The organism is Enterobacter sp. JS8-1 (genome assembly GCF_049187015.1).
Classification (GTDB): Bacteria; Pseudomonadota; Gammaproteobacteria; order Enterobacterales; family Enterobacteriaceae; genus Enterobacter; species Enterobacter mori.
In genome coordinates, this window is the sequence record NZ_CP185805.1 from 2360332 (window position 1) to 2374571 (window position 14240).

Annotated in this window: 14 protein-coding genes; 8 read left to right on the forward strand and 6 right to left on the reverse strand. The window is 56.9% G+C overall.

All coding sequences use genetic code 11. The features are described 5' to 3' along the window. Nucleotide 1: 1 nt before the first annotated feature. From ACOQH0_RS11195 to ACOQH0_RS11215, 5 genes are all read right to left on the reverse strand, one after another. Nucleotides 2–472: a YhcH/YjgK/YiaL family protein gene (locus tag ACOQH0_RS11195; protein ID WP_089598474.1), complete on the reverse strand. Its 471-nt coding sequence runs from the start codon at nt 470–472 to the stop codon at nt 2–4. Beyond that, a complete protein-coding gene (locus tag ACOQH0_RS11200; RefSeq protein ID WP_421512275.1) occupies nt 469–1635 on the reverse strand; it encodes a sialidase family protein in 1167 nt (388 codons plus the stop codon). The genes ACOQH0_RS11195 and ACOQH0_RS11200 overlap by 4 nt, the downstream gene beginning before the upstream one ends. Before the next feature lies 1 nt (nt 1636). After that, a complete protein-coding gene (locus ACOQH0_RS11205; RefSeq protein WP_010431119.1) occupies nt 1637–3049 on the reverse strand; it encodes a sodium:solute symporter family protein in 1413 nt (470 codons plus the stop codon). Nucleotides 3050–3125: 76 nt separating this feature from the next. Then, a complete protein-coding gene (locus ACOQH0_RS11210) occupies nt 3126–4010 on the reverse strand; it encodes a dihydrodipicolinate synthase family protein (protein WP_421512276.1) in 885 nt (294 codons plus the stop codon). A 17-nt stretch (nt 4011–4027) separates the two neighbouring features. Continuing rightward, entirely contained in the window at nt 4028–5173 is a 1146-nt protein-coding gene (locus ACOQH0_RS11215) for an iron-containing alcohol dehydrogenase (RefSeq protein WP_421512277.1), read from the reverse strand. Nucleotides 5174–5346: 173 nt separating this feature from the next. Here ACOQH0_RS11215 and dtnK point away from each other — a divergent pair, with 173 nt between their 5' ends. The 4 genes from dtnK (at nt 5347) to ACOQH0_RS11235 (ending at nt 8860) form a co-directional block, all read left to right on the forward strand. Next, nucleotides 5347–6564: a D-threonate kinase gene (gene dtnK, locus ACOQH0_RS11220; RefSeq protein ID WP_421512278.1), complete on the forward strand. Its 1218-nt coding sequence runs from the start codon at nt 5347–5349 to the stop codon at nt 6562–6564. After that, nucleotides 6557–7543: a D-threonate 4-phosphate dehydrogenase gene (locus ACOQH0_RS11225; protein ID WP_120158142.1), complete on the forward strand. Its 987-nt coding sequence runs from the start codon at nt 6557–6559 to the stop codon at nt 7541–7543. The genes dtnK and ACOQH0_RS11225 overlap by 8 nt, the downstream gene beginning before the upstream one ends. A 1-nt stretch (nt 7544) precedes the next feature. After that, nucleotides 7545–8306 (forward strand): DeoR/GlpR family DNA-binding transcription regulator, encoded by a 762-nt coding sequence (locus tag ACOQH0_RS11230; protein ID WP_174339545.1) that lies wholly within the window; start codon nt 7545–7547, stop codon nt 8304–8306. 71 nt (nt 8307–8377) lie between these two features. Beyond that, on the forward strand, nt 8378–8860 hold the full coding sequence (locus ACOQH0_RS11235) for a GNAT family N-acetyltransferase (RefSeq protein WP_010431126.1): 483 nt from the start codon (nt 8378–8380) through the stop codon (nt 8858–8860). Here ACOQH0_RS11235 and ptrR read toward each other — a convergent pair. Continuing rightward, the gene (gene ptrR / locus ACOQH0_RS11240) at nt 8814–9692 is read right to left on the reverse strand and encodes a putrescine utilization regulator PtrR (RefSeq protein WP_042718116.1); all 879 of its coding nucleotides are present in this window, start codon (nt 9690–9692) and stop codon (nt 8814–8816) included. The two genes, ACOQH0_RS11235 and ptrR, sit on opposite strands and share 47 nt — an antisense overlap. Before the next feature lie 99 nt (nt 9693–9791). Between ptrR and sad the strand changes: the two genes are divergently transcribed. The 4 genes from sad to ACOQH0_RS11260 all read left to right on the forward strand — a co-directional run bounded on the left by sad (nt 9792) and on the right by ACOQH0_RS11260 (nt 14237). After that, nucleotides 9792–11180 carry a succinate-semialdehyde dehydrogenase gene (sad, locus tag ACOQH0_RS11245; RefSeq protein ID WP_421512279.1) on the forward strand — a complete coding sequence of 463 codons (1389 nt, stop codon included), beginning with the start codon at nt 9792–9794 and terminating at the stop codon, nt 11178–11180. Nucleotides 11181–11302: 122 nt separating this feature from the next. After that, nucleotides 11303–12892, forward strand: coding sequence for a methyl-accepting chemotaxis protein (locus ACOQH0_RS11250; RefSeq protein WP_421512280.1), 1590 nt, complete (start codon nt 11303–11305; stop codon nt 12890–12892). A gap of 86 nt (nt 12893–12978) precedes the next feature. Next, on the forward strand, nt 12979–13881 hold the full coding sequence (glsB, locus tag ACOQH0_RS11255; protein WP_217436349.1) for a glutaminase B: 903 nt from the start codon (nt 12979–12981) through the stop codon (nt 13879–13881). Beyond that, nucleotides 13881–14237, forward strand: a complete 357-nt coding sequence (locus ACOQH0_RS11260; RefSeq protein WP_256459545.1) for a DUF4186 domain-containing protein — start codon at nt 13881–13883, stop codon at nt 14235–14237. The genes glsB and ACOQH0_RS11260 overlap by 1 nt, the downstream gene beginning before the upstream one ends. Nucleotides 14238–14240 lie beyond the last annotated feature (3 nt).

Here is a 14240-nt window from a genome sequence, read left to right on the forward strand (position 1 = left end):
CTCAAACCTCCAGCATCGTGCGGGGAATTTTGAAGACCGCTTTACGCACGGTCATGGGCGACACGGCAGCACACAGCGCCTGATGGGGCTCACCAGGGTAAAAGACGGCAAAATCACCCGCGCCGAGACGGATAGCGACGCTGTGTTCAGCGGTGGAGGCAATAAACAGATCTGGCTTGCGCTCTTCATCACCCGGCCGCCCGATGGGAAGTGCTCCGGCGTGAATATATTCTTCGCCTGCTAACACAACCTGAATATCTGCCCACTGGTGATGGTACTCCGTGTGCCGCTCGATACGCGGCTGCGTCCTGGCAGGCCCGATATGGCAAAACCATTCGCTATTCTCCGGTTGCCAGCGACCATCCGCGCGCGCCATAAGAGCCGGAAGCGTGCACTCCGGGCGGGAAAGCAGGGCGTATAACGCCGACGGTAGCCCTGCCAGTGGCAGGGCGTTGAGATGCCCAATAATCATATTAGCCCCTTGACCCATTCTGGCGTCACCCGCACGTATTTGATGGCCTGACGGAAGTAGGTGTAAGCGATATGAATATTGCCTTCCGATCCCTGTTTGATGCTGGGATAGGAAAATTCGCGATTGAGTTTTTCCATGGAGTTGTTGGTCATACAGTAACCATCCCCCTCGTCCAGGTTACGCTGCCACGGCCAGCTTTTCCCGCCGTCCGGCGAAATGGCGACGGTCATCGGCGCACGCGGCGCTCCCCAGAAGGCTGCCCGACCGTGGGTGACGACCGGCTCTTTACGGCCATCACCATCATCAATTTCATCGTAGAGAGACGCCCGGCGCTCAAGCGCACCGGCGGCGCTCATGTGATTGAACACCAGCGCCAGTTCACCGCTCGAAAGCGTCGTTACCTGAATGGAGGAGTTGTTATTGGGTAGCGTCGTCGGCTCCGGTACGGACCAGCTTTCGCCGCCGTCCGTCGACTGGCTGTAATAAATATTGTCCGCCCAGCGGCTGCGGAACAGCGCCACCAGGGTGCCGTTGTGAAGCGGGGTAATATTCATATGCACGCAGCCCAGGCTTTCGGGCACCACAACATCACGCCAGGTTTTTCCGCGATCCTCCGAGATTTTCACCGCGCTGATATCGTCGTTACCTACCCATTTCTCCCCCGGCCGTGTACGGCAGTAAAACACCGGTAGCAGCCAGTTGCCGTTTTCCAGCACCACTATCGGCTGGCGGATAAAGGTGCCCGGTTTATCGAGAAGAGTATCAATCTCGCCCCAGGTTTGGCCCAAATCCAGTGACTGTCGATAGCGCACAATCGCCGTGTCCTGATTGCCGGAAATCTGGGCGGTCCACAGCAGCCACAGCACGTTGTCCGGGGCAAGGAAGAGGACCGGGTTTTGCTCAGAGCGCGTCGCGTCGTCCGAGAGTTTAACCGCGTCGCTCCACTGCTGGCTGCCCTGTGTCAGGCGTGAACCCCATACGGAGATATCCGCAATCCCTTCCTGCGTCCCCCCGAACCAGACGCACATCAGCGCGCCATCCGGCAGCGGCAGCAGGTTTGCGGCATGGTTTTGTGGGCAAGAGGAAGGCAGCATGGCTGTCTCCATGTGAATGTCCTGCGGGTGCGGACGAACAATCCCGTCGCGGGTTACGGTTACAGACATATCAAACTCCATTATTTTCTGCAGGGGTGGGCGCTTTTGCGTTCGCTTTTCCCGGAATAAGCCGCTCTATCACCATGATGACGGCTGGGGTCAGCAGAGCGATATACATATTGTTGATACCAAACGGATCGCCAAGCAGATACCAGACCGACGTGACGACGCAGGCACCAATTAGGCCAGCGTTAGCCCCACGGGTGCTGCGGAAGAACGGGGCGTAAAAGGCGATAACGGCCACCACGGAAATCGACAGGCGAATGGCGCGGGTAAAGAACGAGAGCTTCAGAACTTCAGGCACCAGCAGAACAAAAATCAGCGGCAGGAAGCCAATCAGCAGTGAGATCCAGCGGGTGGCCTTAAATTCCTGCTCAGGCGTCGGGTTGCGCATCGGCACGTAAAAGTCTTTTACCACCAGGGAGGCGATAGCCAGCGCAACAGTACTGACGCTGACGAAAATAGACGCCACCAGAGAGGTGGTGACCAGACCGGCCAGCCACGGGTTCATGTCCTGCAGGAAAATCGGCATCGCATACAGGCTGTTAATCTCCGGGTGCAGGTATTTAGCCGCCACGCCGATTACCGCGATGGCCAGCGCAATCGGCAGACAGAAGAAGAACGCGACCCAGGTTGAACGTTTGGCCGATTTCACGTCTTTGGTGGAGGAGATGGCCTGAATCACAAACTGGGTACAGAAGATGGAACCAATGGTGCCGATGAGCCATGCGAAAATGGTCGACGCGCCGATATTGCCATCCCAGGTCCAGTAGAAGTCCGGCATGTTTTCAACCATTGGCGCGAAGCCGCCCGTCTTAGACAGCGCAAAGCCCATGATGACCAGAATGCCGAAGTATTTCAGCGCACTGTGCAGCACCGTCACCCACGCCACACCCTTCATGCCGCCAAAGGCGAAATAGAAGGTGCTGACGATAGCGGTAATAAACGCCGCAACGGGCAAATTGACCTTCAATACGGTGGAGATGGCCGCCGCACCGCTGACGTAGTTCCCTACGTTAACCAGCAGAAGGGCGTAGATCATGATGATGGAGATAATATTTTTGGTGCTGTTACCGTACTTTTCGGCAATGGCCCCGGAGATGGTGATTTTCCCGGTGTTATAGATGCGCTTGACGAGCAACAGACCAAACAGCGGAAAGCCAATCGCCGCACCGATGACGGACCAGGAGGCCGCAAACCCGTCTTCAAACGCGGCCTGCGCCGTGCCGATAGTGGATTTTGCGCCGATATATTCAGACATGAGCAGGATCCCGACAATAAATGCTGGCATTGCGCGGGAGCCTTCCATGAAATCACCGGAGTTTTTACTGCGGATCCGGAAGGTTAGCCAGGTCGTGAACAGAATGTAGACAATCACTATGCCGACAATGATTAGGGTATCTTCAGCGGTAAAATTATTCATCTTTGCCTCTCTTCAGGGCGAGTGAATCCTGGGCACCTCAGGCACCCGGTATTCTTATTGACGAAACTGACGCCGGTTAATTCAGTGACGCTGTCACTATCTGGCGTATCTGTTGCATCTGTTGCGCGTTAAACGCCACGGCGTATCGGCTTTCTCCAACGTCTTCTCCCATGATCTGCAGCGCTTTTTTGACTGCGGCGGGGGAAAACGCGACGCTGTATAACTCCGTGCGAAGCTGGGTGACGCTTTCCTGAGCCCGGCGGGAACCGTCGATATCACCAGCATTAAAGCGTGACCAGATGGCGTTAATGGCCGCCGGTGCCACGTTCGCCAGTCCGGAAATACAGGCGGAGCAGCCATCGACAAAGCCCTGATGGATCAGCGAATCGGGGCCGTTCAGCACGTCGAATCCGTCAATGTCTTTCACCGCATTGAGGAATCCGCTCAGGCTCTCGTAACTACCGGCACTGTCTTTAATACCGATAATATTGGGATGCTCCGCCAGCGAGCGAGCGGTGTCGGGCTCAATGGTGTTACCGGTTCTCGCTGGAATGTTGTAGAGATAAATCGGCACGCTCAGCGCATCGGCAATAGCCGTATAGTGCGTGATTAGCTCGTCTTGCTTTAGGGGAACAAAGTAAGGGGTAATGACCGATACGGCATCCACACCCAGTGAGGCGATCTGTTTGCCAAGACGGATGGTCTGACGGGTAGATATTTCTCCTGCATGGGCCACAACGGGCGCGCGTCCCGCCACTGTTTCAACGCAGTGCCGGGTGACGGCGATTTTTTCTTCTTCGCTTAGCACGAAAAACTCGCCGTTGGTCCCACCGCAAAAGATGCCATTACCGGCATCCAGCTGACGCGCGATCTGCCGTGTGAGTCCCGGTAAGTTCAGGTCGCCGTCCGCGTCAAAGGGGGTGACGATAGCCGTCAGTACGCCCTTTATGGTGTTACGCATTTCTCACTCCTTCGATATTAATGTTGGGGAAACAGTGTCCGATAGATTGCCTGCACCTCGTCACGGTCTGGCTGACAGGGGGCATTATTCATTAAGCGTTTAACGTTAAGCGCGGCCTCACTGAGGGAAGCAATGTCTTCTCGCGGTACGCCCAGCGTCTCAAGGTTATCCGGCAGGTTGAGGCGGCGAACCAGCGCCGCAAAGTACGTCACCAGCGCGTGGGATTTGTCCTCGTCCGACAGGGTGGTATCCGCGCCGGGCACGAGATCCCAGACCTGAGCAAACTTTGTCACCGCATGGGGGCGCACTACGCGCATGCACGGTGCCAGCAGAATGGCGTTAGCCACGCCGTGCGGCAGGTGATATTTCCCCCCGAGAGGATAGGAAAGGGCGTGAACCAGGTGCGTGCCTGCATGCGCAATGGCAACCCCGCCGTAGTAAGACGCCCACAGCATCTCCAGTTTCGCCAGCAGATTACCCGGTTCGGCGCAGGCTGTTTCAATGTTGTTCAGCAGCTTAGACAGTCCCGTCAGCGCGGCGTTATCGCTGACCGGGTTGGCAACCGTTGACGTGAAACACTCAATCAGGTGGCACAACGCATCAATACCCGTCGACGAGGCGATGTGCGCGGGCATGCTGGTAGTGAGTTCAGGCAGGAGCGCAACGTAATCCGGCAGCAGCACGGGGGAGATGATCCCCACTTTCGTATTCTGTTCCGGTATCGCCAGAATTGCGTTTGGCGTGGCTTCGGAGCCAGTACCGGCCGTAGCGGGGATCAGCAAGGAGGAAATCCGCGCTGCGGGTTTTGTCCCGGCCAGCAGAGTATCCAGCCCCGGGGACTGAGGATGACACAGTACGGAGAGTAACTTTGCGACGTCCAGCACGCTGCCGCCCCCAATCCCCACGATCAAATCGAACTTGCAAGACGTTAACCCGCCGAGCACCTGGCTGACATCGTGGTGCGAAGGTTCCTGAGGCACGTTATCAATAATTGTGATGCTGCGATTGTCCTCTTCAAGAAGGAGCCGGATCTGCTTTGCTGCCTCCAGACGTGAAATATTGCCGTCTGTGACCAGCAAAATGTGTGCTTTACCGTTAAGCAGCGGTCTGATGGCGGGAATAGCGCCAGCGCCGCTGATAATTGTGCTGTTGATGGTTACCACATTCTTCTCCTGTCCAGGTGGTCATGATTGATTTCGCTCAAATGAGATCAGTCATGGTCATCGTGTGGCTAAATTTATAATTTATTCGCAAACTGATTAACTTGATCTTGCTCACATATAATCAATCATGATTGAATATAATCATTAACAGGATGAGCGGACCCGGAGTGGGGATGAAAAAAAACAATCTATACAGAGAGGTGGTGGTCGTCGCAGATGACTTTACCGGCGCAAACGATGCGGGCGTGAGCCTGGCGCTTCGCGGGAAAAAGGTCTGCGTGGCGTTCCAGACAGTTTCTACTGAACCCACTGATGCGCTGGTTATCAATACCGAATCACGGGCGCTTGGGGCATCAGAGGCGGCTGAAAAAATTGCGCGCCTCGGGGCGGATGTCGTGAACGCGCGGTGGCTGATTAAGAAGGTTGATTCCACGCTGCGCGGGAACGTGGGCGCTGAAACCGCAGCCCTTCAGGCTCTAAGCGGTAAACGGCAGATCGTCATTGCGCCAGCGTATCCCGCAGCCGGGCGCATTACGCGGCACGGCCAGTGTCTGGTGGACGGTATCCCGGTAAATGAAACCGAATTTGCCAGCGACCCGAAAACGCCGGTGCCTTCTGCTGACATTGTTGATCTCTTCTTCGGACTGGCGGGCAAATCCGTGACCGTACACGACCTGGAAACTGCGCTGGCGCAAGGGGATGGCGTGCTGATTGTGGATGCAGAGACGGAGGGTGAGCTGGATGCCGTTATTGCCGCCGCGCTGACCTGCGAGCAGACGCCGCTGCTGGTGGGATCGGCCGGGTTGTGCGATGCGCTGGCGCGTCATTTTGCACCGGTCCGGCGCAAACAGCTGCTGGCCGTCGTTGGCTCGATGAGTGAAATCGCGCAGCGTCAGATTGCGTTTGCGCTTAACGCACCTGGCGTGTCGCGGGTGTTCATTGATGTTAACGACATGCTTAACGGCACAACGGCAGACGCATTCATCCGAATAATTCAGGCGCTTCAGGCGGGTCATCACTGCATTGTGCAGACCTGTTCGGATCGGGAGTCCCGACATCGCGTTGAGGATATTTGCAGCCAACATCGAATGACCCGCGCGGCGCTGGGTGAAAAGATTTGTACTTATCTGGGAACGCTGACCCGCGAAGTGCTGGAAAAGCAGGCACCGGATGCGCTGTACGTTTCAGGTGGCGATGTGGCGATGGCCGTTGCCAGCGCGCTTGAGGCACAAGGTTTTGAGATTACGGGACGCATTGCACAGTGCGTACCTTACGGCAGATTTTTGGGTTGTGCCTGGCATCGGCCGGTGATGACCAAAGCAGGGGGCTTCGGAAAGGAAGAGACGCTGCGTGAGGTTTTGCATTTTATCGAGGAGAGAATGAGTGACTAATATTATTGCTGTAACCATGGGTGACCCGGCGGGTATTGGCCCGGAAATTATTATCAAATCCCTTACTGACGGCGAGTTATCGGGTTCACCTGTTGTCGTGGTGGGCTGCGCCCGTACGCTACAGCGGGTGCTTAAGCAAGGGATTACCGCGCAAGCCGATATGCGTGTGATTGAGAAAGTCAGCGATGCGCAGTTCGCGCCCGGTGTGATTAACGTGCTGGACGAACCGCTGGCGGATCCTGATGGGTTAAAGCCGGGGGTTGTTCAGGCTCAGGCCGGGGATCTGGCTTATCGCTGTGTGAAGCGAGCCACCGAACTGGCGATGGCGGGTGAGGTAAAGGCAATTGCAACAGCGCCACTCAATAAAGAGGCTCTGCATCTGGCCGGACATCACTATCCGGGTCACACGGAACTGCTGGCACATCTGACCGACAGCAGAGATTACGCCATGGTGTTGTACACCGATCAACTCAAGGTGATTCACATCACCACCCACATCGCGCTGCGTAAATTCCTTGATACGCTCAGTCAGGATCGGGTAAAAACCGTGATCGGTATTGCCGATACCTTCCTGAAGCGTGTGGGAATCGATCATCCGCGCATTGCAGTTGCAGGTGTGAACCCGCATGCGGGTGAGAACGGCCTGTTTGGTGATGAAGAGATCAAGATTGTCGGCCCCGCCGTCGAGGCGATGAAAGCGCAGGGGCTAAACGTCACAGGACCCTGTCCGCCGGATACGGTATTTATGCAATGCCACGAAGGAATGTATGACATGGTCGTTGCGATGTATCACGATCAGGGGCATATTCCGTTAAAATTACTCGGCTTCTATGACGGGGTGAATATCACCGCCGGGTTGCCGTTTATCCGTACCTCTGCAGATCACGGCACCGCGTTCGATATTGCGTGGACCGGCAAAGCGAAGTCTGAGAGCATGACGGTGTCTATCCAGTTGGCTATGCAAATTACACGGGAATGATATGAAGGGATATAACCGGTTAGAGCAGATAATGGATTACCTGAAAGGGCATAATCTGGTGACGGTGGATCAACTGGTGGCAATCACGGATGCCTCACCGGCGACCATCCGCCGCGATCTGATTAAGCTCGACCAGGAGGGCGTCATTAGCCGTACCCACGGCGGCGTTACCCTTAACCGATTTATTCCTTCCCAGCCCACGACGCACGAAAAAATGCAGAGGAGTCTGGCGGAGAAACATGCTATCGCCAGTGTGGCGGCCAGCTTTGTTAAGGCGGGAGATGCCGTCGTGCTGGATGCGGGCACCACGATGATTGAACTCGCGCGTCAACTGACGCACCTGCCGCTGCGCGTCATTACCAGCGACCTGCATATTGCGCTGTTTCTCTCAGAATTCAGGCAAATCGAAGTGACGATTATTGGTGGCCGTATCGACGATTCGAGCCAGTCGTGCATCGGTGAACACGGGCGTCGCTTGCTGCAAAACGTATGGCCGGACGTGGCTTTCGTCAGCTGTAACGGCTGGGATATAACCCGAGGGATCACCTCGCCAACGGAAGAGAAGGCGGCTTTAAAACGCGATTTGATCGCCAACGCTAAGCGCCGCGTACTGCTGGCAGACAGTTCAAAGTACGGCGCCTGGTCACTGTTTAACGTGGCACATCTGCATACTCTGACGGATATCGTCACGGACAGCAGGCTGGATGAGACGACACAGGCCGAGCTGAGGGCGCTTGATGTCCAACTGACGCTGGCCTCATGACATAAGTTAATACTATGTAGCCCCCTGGCAGGTCTGCGCTATGTTAAAAGAAAAATAGCAAGGAGCCTGCCATGTATTCCATCACCTCTGAGTCTGCCCGTCATCCCGACATCCTTAATCTGATCGCGGCCCTTGACCGCTATCAGAGCGAACTTTACCCCGCCGAAAGCAACCACCTGCTCGATTTGGCTAATCTGCCGGACGCGTCGCTCATTTTAATGATTATTCGCGACCAACAGCTCAATGCCGTAGGGTGTGGCGCAGTGGTGCTGAACGGTGACGGGACGGGAGAGATGAAGCGGGTGTATATCGACCCGACGCATCGGGGACAACATCTTGGGGAAAAGCTGCTGGCCGCCCTTGAGGATGAAGCCCTGAGCCGGGAATGCCATACCGTCCGGCTCGAGACGGGGATCAAACAGCATGCCGCTATCCGTCTGTATCAGCAGTGCGGATACGAACTGCGTCCGGCGTTTGCCCCGTACGTCGAAGATCCGCTGAGCCTGTTTATGGAGAAGGCGCTGGTGGTTGACGTTCGTTTAGCAGCGCTATAAAGGCTTCAAGCTGACGGGTCATTGCCCCGCGTCTCCACACCAGCCAGGTGGTGAGCCAGCGCCAGTTTTCCGCCAGCGGCCACGCTGCAACCTGATGGTGCCCCGGCATGCTCTCCAGCATGGATCGGGGCATTAATGCGATGCCGGCCCCGGCAATCACGCAGGCCAGCATGCCGTGATACGACTCCATCTCATGAATACGCCCCGGCGTAGCTCTGTCGGCGTGAAACCAGCTTTCCAGATGTCGGCGATAGGAGCAGTTCGCGCGAAAAGCGTAAACATCGCTGCCGCTGACCTGGGTGGCTTTTGAGACTTCAGCATGCCCGGCGGGCGTCACCAGCATCATCTCTTCCCGATAAACCGGCATCCCTTCTAGCTCCGGATGGGATAGCGGCCCGTCGACAAATGCGGCGCTCAGGGTACCTTCCAGTACCCCATCAATCATCGTCCCGGATGGCCCGGTTGACAGTGCAAACTGAATGCGCGGATAGCGCTGGTTAAACTGCGCCAGACTCTCCGGGATGCGCACGGCGGCGGTGCTCTCCAGCGCGCCGAGGGCAAACAGCCCCTGCGGTTCGTCACCGGCCACGACCATCCGCGCCTCGTCTACCAGCGCCAGGATCTGCCTGCTGTAGCGCAGAAAATTATGCCCGGCTGGCGATAAGCGCAAACGCTGGTTCTCGCGGATAAACAGCTCCACGCCGAGATCCGCTTCAAGCTGGCGGATGCGGGTGGTCAGGTTCGACGGCACGCGATGCACCTTCTGCGCCGCCTGGGTGATGCTGCCGGTTAGCGCGACGGCGTTAAACATTTCAAGCTGAGTTAAGTCCATAGCGTTCTCGATTCGTGAATAAGGTGGTCAGTATTATTCATTTTTAAGAAATAGCAGAGTGGGCCACAATGAATCAACTGTTATTGCGAGGAGAACATCATGACCCTTTCATCTGCTACTTATGCACGCTCTGTTAACCCGGCGACGGGCGAAACCCTGGCCACGTATCCCTGGGCGACAGCCGACGATTTAGAGCGCGCCATTTCTCAGGCCGATACGGGCTTTCGCCAGTGGCGTCGCGAAAGCGTTTCCCATCGCGCGCAAAAGCTGCGCGATCTGGGCGCGGCTTTGCGTAACCGGGGTGAAGAGATGGCGCGGATGATGTCCCGCGAAATGGGTAAACCCATTCTGCAGGCGCGCGGCGAGGTGGCTAAATCTGCCAGCCTGTGCGACTGGTATGCCGAACATGGCCCGGCAATGTTGAATGCTGAACCCACGCTGGTCGAGGATCACAACGCGGTCATCGAGTACCGTCCGCTGGGGCCGATTCTGGCGGTAATGCCGTGGAACTTTCCGCTCTGGCAGGTGCTGCGCGGCGCGGTTCCCATTCTGCTGGCGGGGAACAGCTACCTGCTGAAGCACGCCCCGAACGTGCTCGGCTCTGCGGATCTGATTGCGCAGATTTTTGCCGATGCCGGTTTTCCTCAGGGCGTGTTTGGCTGGGTAAACGCCACCAACGACGGCGTCAGCCAGGCCATTAACGACCGCCGTATCGCTGCGATTACCGTCACCGGCAGCGTGCGTGCCGGGGCGGCAATTGGCGCTCAGGCGGGTGCGGCGCTCAAAAAATGCGTGCTGGAGCTGGGCGGTTCCGACCCCTTTATCGTCCTGAACGATGCCGATCTGGATCTGGCGGTGAAAGCCGCAGTGGCGGGGCGTTATCAAAATACCGGACAGGTTTGCGCGGCGGCGAAGCGTTTTATCGTGGAAGAGGGAGTGGCTGATGCCTTTACCCAACGCTTTGTCGACGCGGTTGCGGCGCTGAAGATGGGCTCGCCGGAGACGGAAGAGAACTATCTTGGCCCGATGGCGCGCTTCGATCTGCGTGATGAACTGGATCAGCAGGTACAGGCCACCCTGGCAGAAGGGGCGACCCTGCTGTTGGGCGGAGAGAAACTGGCTGGTGAGGGTAACTACTACGCGCCAACCGTGCTCGGCAACGTCAACCCGAACATGACCGCGTTCCGCCAGGAGCTGTTTGGCCCGGTGGCGGCGATTACGATCGCCAGGGATGCGGAGCATGCTTTAGCGCTGGCTAACGACAGTGACTTTGGTCTGTCTGCCACGGTCTTTACCGCAAACGACGCGCTGGCGGAGACATTCTCTCGCGAGCTGGAGTGCGGCGGGGTGTTTATCAATGGCTACAGCGCCAGCGATGCCCGCGTGGCTTTTGGCGGCGTGAAGAAGAGCGGCTTCGGTCGTGAGCTTTCACATTTCGGTTTGCATGAGTTCTGTAACGTGCAGACGGTCTGGAAGGATCGCGTGTAATTTATCGCCCGTCTGTGATTTCGGCCCTCATAACGAGGGCCGTTGTCATCTATCTGCAATGGTTCTGTCATTTTCGTTTCGTAGACTCGCTCGCGTCTAACGTATTGTTACAGAAGAAAATTATGAACCTAACGCAAATTTTTCGCCGTATTGCGCAGCGCGTCATCCCCCGTCAATTTGGTCTGCTGGCCGGCATTTTTTGTATTATTGGGCTTTTCTCCACACTCCAACTCTCCTCCACGCTTCTGCTCACCGCCTCTCTGAAAGAGGCCCAGCGCAACGAACAGCATAACCAGCTGGCGTATCAGCAGCAGGGCAAGCTGGATCAGGCGCGCGTTTCCCTGCTGGCCGCAAGCGATTTGCTTAACCGCTCCGGCGTCTGGTTTATGCAGGATAAGGAGACCGGCTCGGAAGGGAGCTGGCACAGTCTGATGGACGAGGCGCAAAAGGCGCTGGACGACTCTCATCAGGCATGGACGGCGTGGCTGGCACTCCATCCGGCGAAAGACGAGGCACTGGTGAACAGCTACCAGCTTTTCTACGGTGCCATTAAAGAGCAGGCGGAAGGGCTGATTAAAACGAACGCCATTGATGCCTTTTTTGCTGTTCCCGCCCAGGCGTTTCAGACCGACTTTAATGATAACTATGCGCGTTACCAGCAGCTGAGCGAGAAACAGGCCCTGCAAGGGCGGCAGACGCTGGTGTCGCAGCTTTCAGGCCTGCAAACGCTATTCCTGTTTGCGCCCGTCGTTCTGCTGGTGATTGCCATTCTGGTGTGGTTCGGGATGGCAAAGTGGGTCATTACGCCGTTGCGTCGGTTGATTGCACATATCAACCAGCTATCTGCGGGGGATCTGTCCGGTACACCGCCAGGTGTAGCCTGCTTCAACCGGGAGATGGGTCAGCTCAGCGGCAGTGTTAATACCCTACAGCATGGGCTACTGCAGCTGGTATCGCAGGTCAGCCACGCCACGACCTCGATGGTCGAGAACATTGGCTCCCTGGCGCAGGGGAATCAGAAGCTGTATCAGCAGTCTGTACGTCAGGCGAAAGAGCTTGAGGATGTCACGGCGAATATCGCCGCGCTGGAAACGCATGTTGAAGGCAACACCGGCTATGCGAAACTGGCCAGCGCCCGCGCAGATGAGGCGCGTCAGGCTGCGGCAGGTGGCGACCAGATGATGTCTACGGTGAATGCCTCCATGCAGGCGATCGTTGACCGATCCTCTGAGATGCGCGGGATCGTAGCGATGATCGACAGCGTGGCGTTCCAGACCAATATTCTTGCCCTGAACGCGGCCATTGAAGCGGCACATGCGGGCAATCAGGGACGCGGCTTCGCCGTGGTCGCCCGCGAGGTGGGGCTGCTGGCCCGCAAAAGCAGTCATTCTACGCAGACCATTCAGGCGCTGATCAATCACTCTTTGCAGGGGATTCATGATGGCTCAAAAGCGGTTAACCGGCTGGAAAATAACCTGCAGCAGGTTACCGGGCTGGTGGCGAATTTAAGCAGCCTGCTGAATGACATCTCAGATGCCACGCTGAGCCAGGGGGAGAGTATTCATCAGATGACTCGCCAGCTTCACGCCCTGAATCAGGTATCGCGGCAGACGGATGCGCTGGTGTCTGACGCGTCGGATGCCTCTGCGCGTTTGCATCAGGAGTCCGATAATTTGCTGGAAGCCGTCTCGCGTTTTCGTCTTCCTGCCTGACGCAATATATCAGCCTCTGTTATACTCGCAGCCCGTTTTAGCCTGAGGGCAAGGAGCAAAGTGTGGCTGCGGTTATCCATAATGAGATGCTGGACGAAATTCTGGCGCAGGTCCGACCGTTAATCGGAAAGGGGAAGGTTGCCGACTATATTCCGGCGCTGGCCTCGGTCAGCGGTAATAAGCTGGGTATCGCCATATGCACGGTAGACGGACAGCGTTTCCAGGCCGGTGATGCGACCGAGCGATTCTCGATTCAGTCCATCTCAAAGGTGCTGAGCCTGGTGGCGGCAATGCGTCAGTATGAAGAAGACGAGCTCTGGCAACGTGTGGGTAAAGATCCCTCCGGCCAGCCGTTTAACTCGCTGCTGCAGCTTGAAATGGAACAGGGTAAACCGCGTAATCCTTTTATCAATGCCGGGGCGCTGGTGGTGTGCGATATGCTGCAAAGCCGCCTCAGCGCGCCTCGCCAGCGAATGCTCGAAATCGTGCGCCAGCTTTCTGGCGTGCAGAGCATTGCCTACGATCCGGTGGTCGCGCGCTCGGAGTTTGAGCACTCGGCGCGCAATGCGGCGATAGCCTGGCTGATGAAATCCTTTGGCAATTTCCACAACGATGTGGCGACGGTTCTGCAAAACTACTTCCATTACTGTGCGCTTGAAATGAACTGCGTTGAACTCGCGCAAACGTTCCTGTTCCTCGCGCATCAGGGGCATGCACCGCATCTCGATCAGGAGGTGGTATCGCCGATGCAGGCCCGTCAGGTGAACGCCCTGATGGCAACCAGCGGGATGTACCAGAATGCCGGTGAGTTCGCCTGGCGTGTCGGCTTACCGGCAAAATCCGGCGTGGGCGGCGGGGTCGTGGCCATCGTTCCCCACGAGATGGCGATTGCCGTCTGGAGTCCGGAACTCGATGAAACGGGAAATTCACTGGCAGGTGTGGCGGTACTGGAACGACTGACCCAACGGTTGGGGCGCTCGGTTTACTGATGTCGAACCTGGATCCGTTATTTGCGCGCCTGTCGCGTTCGACGTTTCGGTCGCGCTTTCGACTGGGGCCGAAAGAGCGGCAATACTGTTGGGAAAAAGGGGCTGAGACCATCGATCGCCATGCGGCGGATTTTGTTGTTCAGCGCCTTGCCCCGGCTCATCCCGCGAATGACGGTAAGCAAACGCCAATGCGTGGACATCCGGTGTTTATTGCTCAGCACGCCACTGCCACGTGCTGTCGTGGCTGCCTGGCAAAATGGCACAGCATTCCGCCGGATGTCGAGCTTACGGCGCAGCAGCAGCACTATATCGTCACCGTGATCCATCACTGGCTGGTCATACAAATGAATGCATGACGT

Excerpts from the sequence above, each read along its gene's own strand:
- ACOQH0_RS11200 (WP_421512275.1), bottom strand. The coding sequence starts at position 1,635 with ATGTCTGTAACCGTAACCCGCGACGGGATTGTTCGTCCGCACCCGCAG.
- ACOQH0_RS11235 (WP_010431126.1), top strand. The coding sequence starts at position 8,378 with ATGTATTCCATCACCTCTGAGTCTGCCCGTCATCCCGACATCCTTAAT.
- sad (WP_421512279.1), top strand. The coding sequence starts at position 9,792 with ATGACCCTTTCATCTGCTACTTATGCACGCTCTGTTAACCCGGCGACG.
- glsB (WP_217436349.1), top strand. The coding sequence starts at position 12,979 with ATGCTGGACGAAATTCTGGCGCAGGTCCGACCGTTAATCGGAAAGGGG.
- dtnK (WP_421512278.1), top strand. The coding sequence starts at position 5,347 with ATGAAAAAAAACAATCTATACAGAGAGGTGGTGGTCGTCGCAGATGAC.
- ACOQH0_RS11250 (WP_421512280.1), top strand. The coding sequence starts at position 11,303 with ATGAACCTAACGCAAATTTTTCGCCGTATTGCGCAGCGCGTCATCCCC.
- ptrR (WP_042718116.1), bottom strand. The coding sequence starts at position 9,692 with ATGGACTTAACTCAGCTTGAAATGTTTAACGCCGTCGCGCTAACCGGC.
- ACOQH0_RS11260 (WP_256459545.1), top strand. The coding sequence starts at position 13,881 with ATGTCGAACCTGGATCCGTTATTTGCGCGCCTGTCGCGTTCGACGTTT.
- ACOQH0_RS11210 (WP_421512276.1), bottom strand. The coding sequence starts at position 4,010 with ATGCGTAACACCATAAAGGGCGTACTGACGGCTATCGTCACCCCCTTT.
- ACOQH0_RS11205 (WP_010431119.1), bottom strand. The coding sequence starts at position 3,049 with ATGAATAATTTTACCGCTGAAGATACCCTAATCATTGTCGGCATAGTG.
- ACOQH0_RS11230 (WP_174339545.1), top strand. The coding sequence starts at position 7,545 with ATGAAGGGATATAACCGGTTAGAGCAGATAATGGATTACCTGAAAGGG.
- ACOQH0_RS11195 (WP_089598474.1), bottom strand. The coding sequence starts at position 472 with ATGATTATTGGGCATCTCAACGCCCTGCCACTGGCAGGGCTACCGTCG.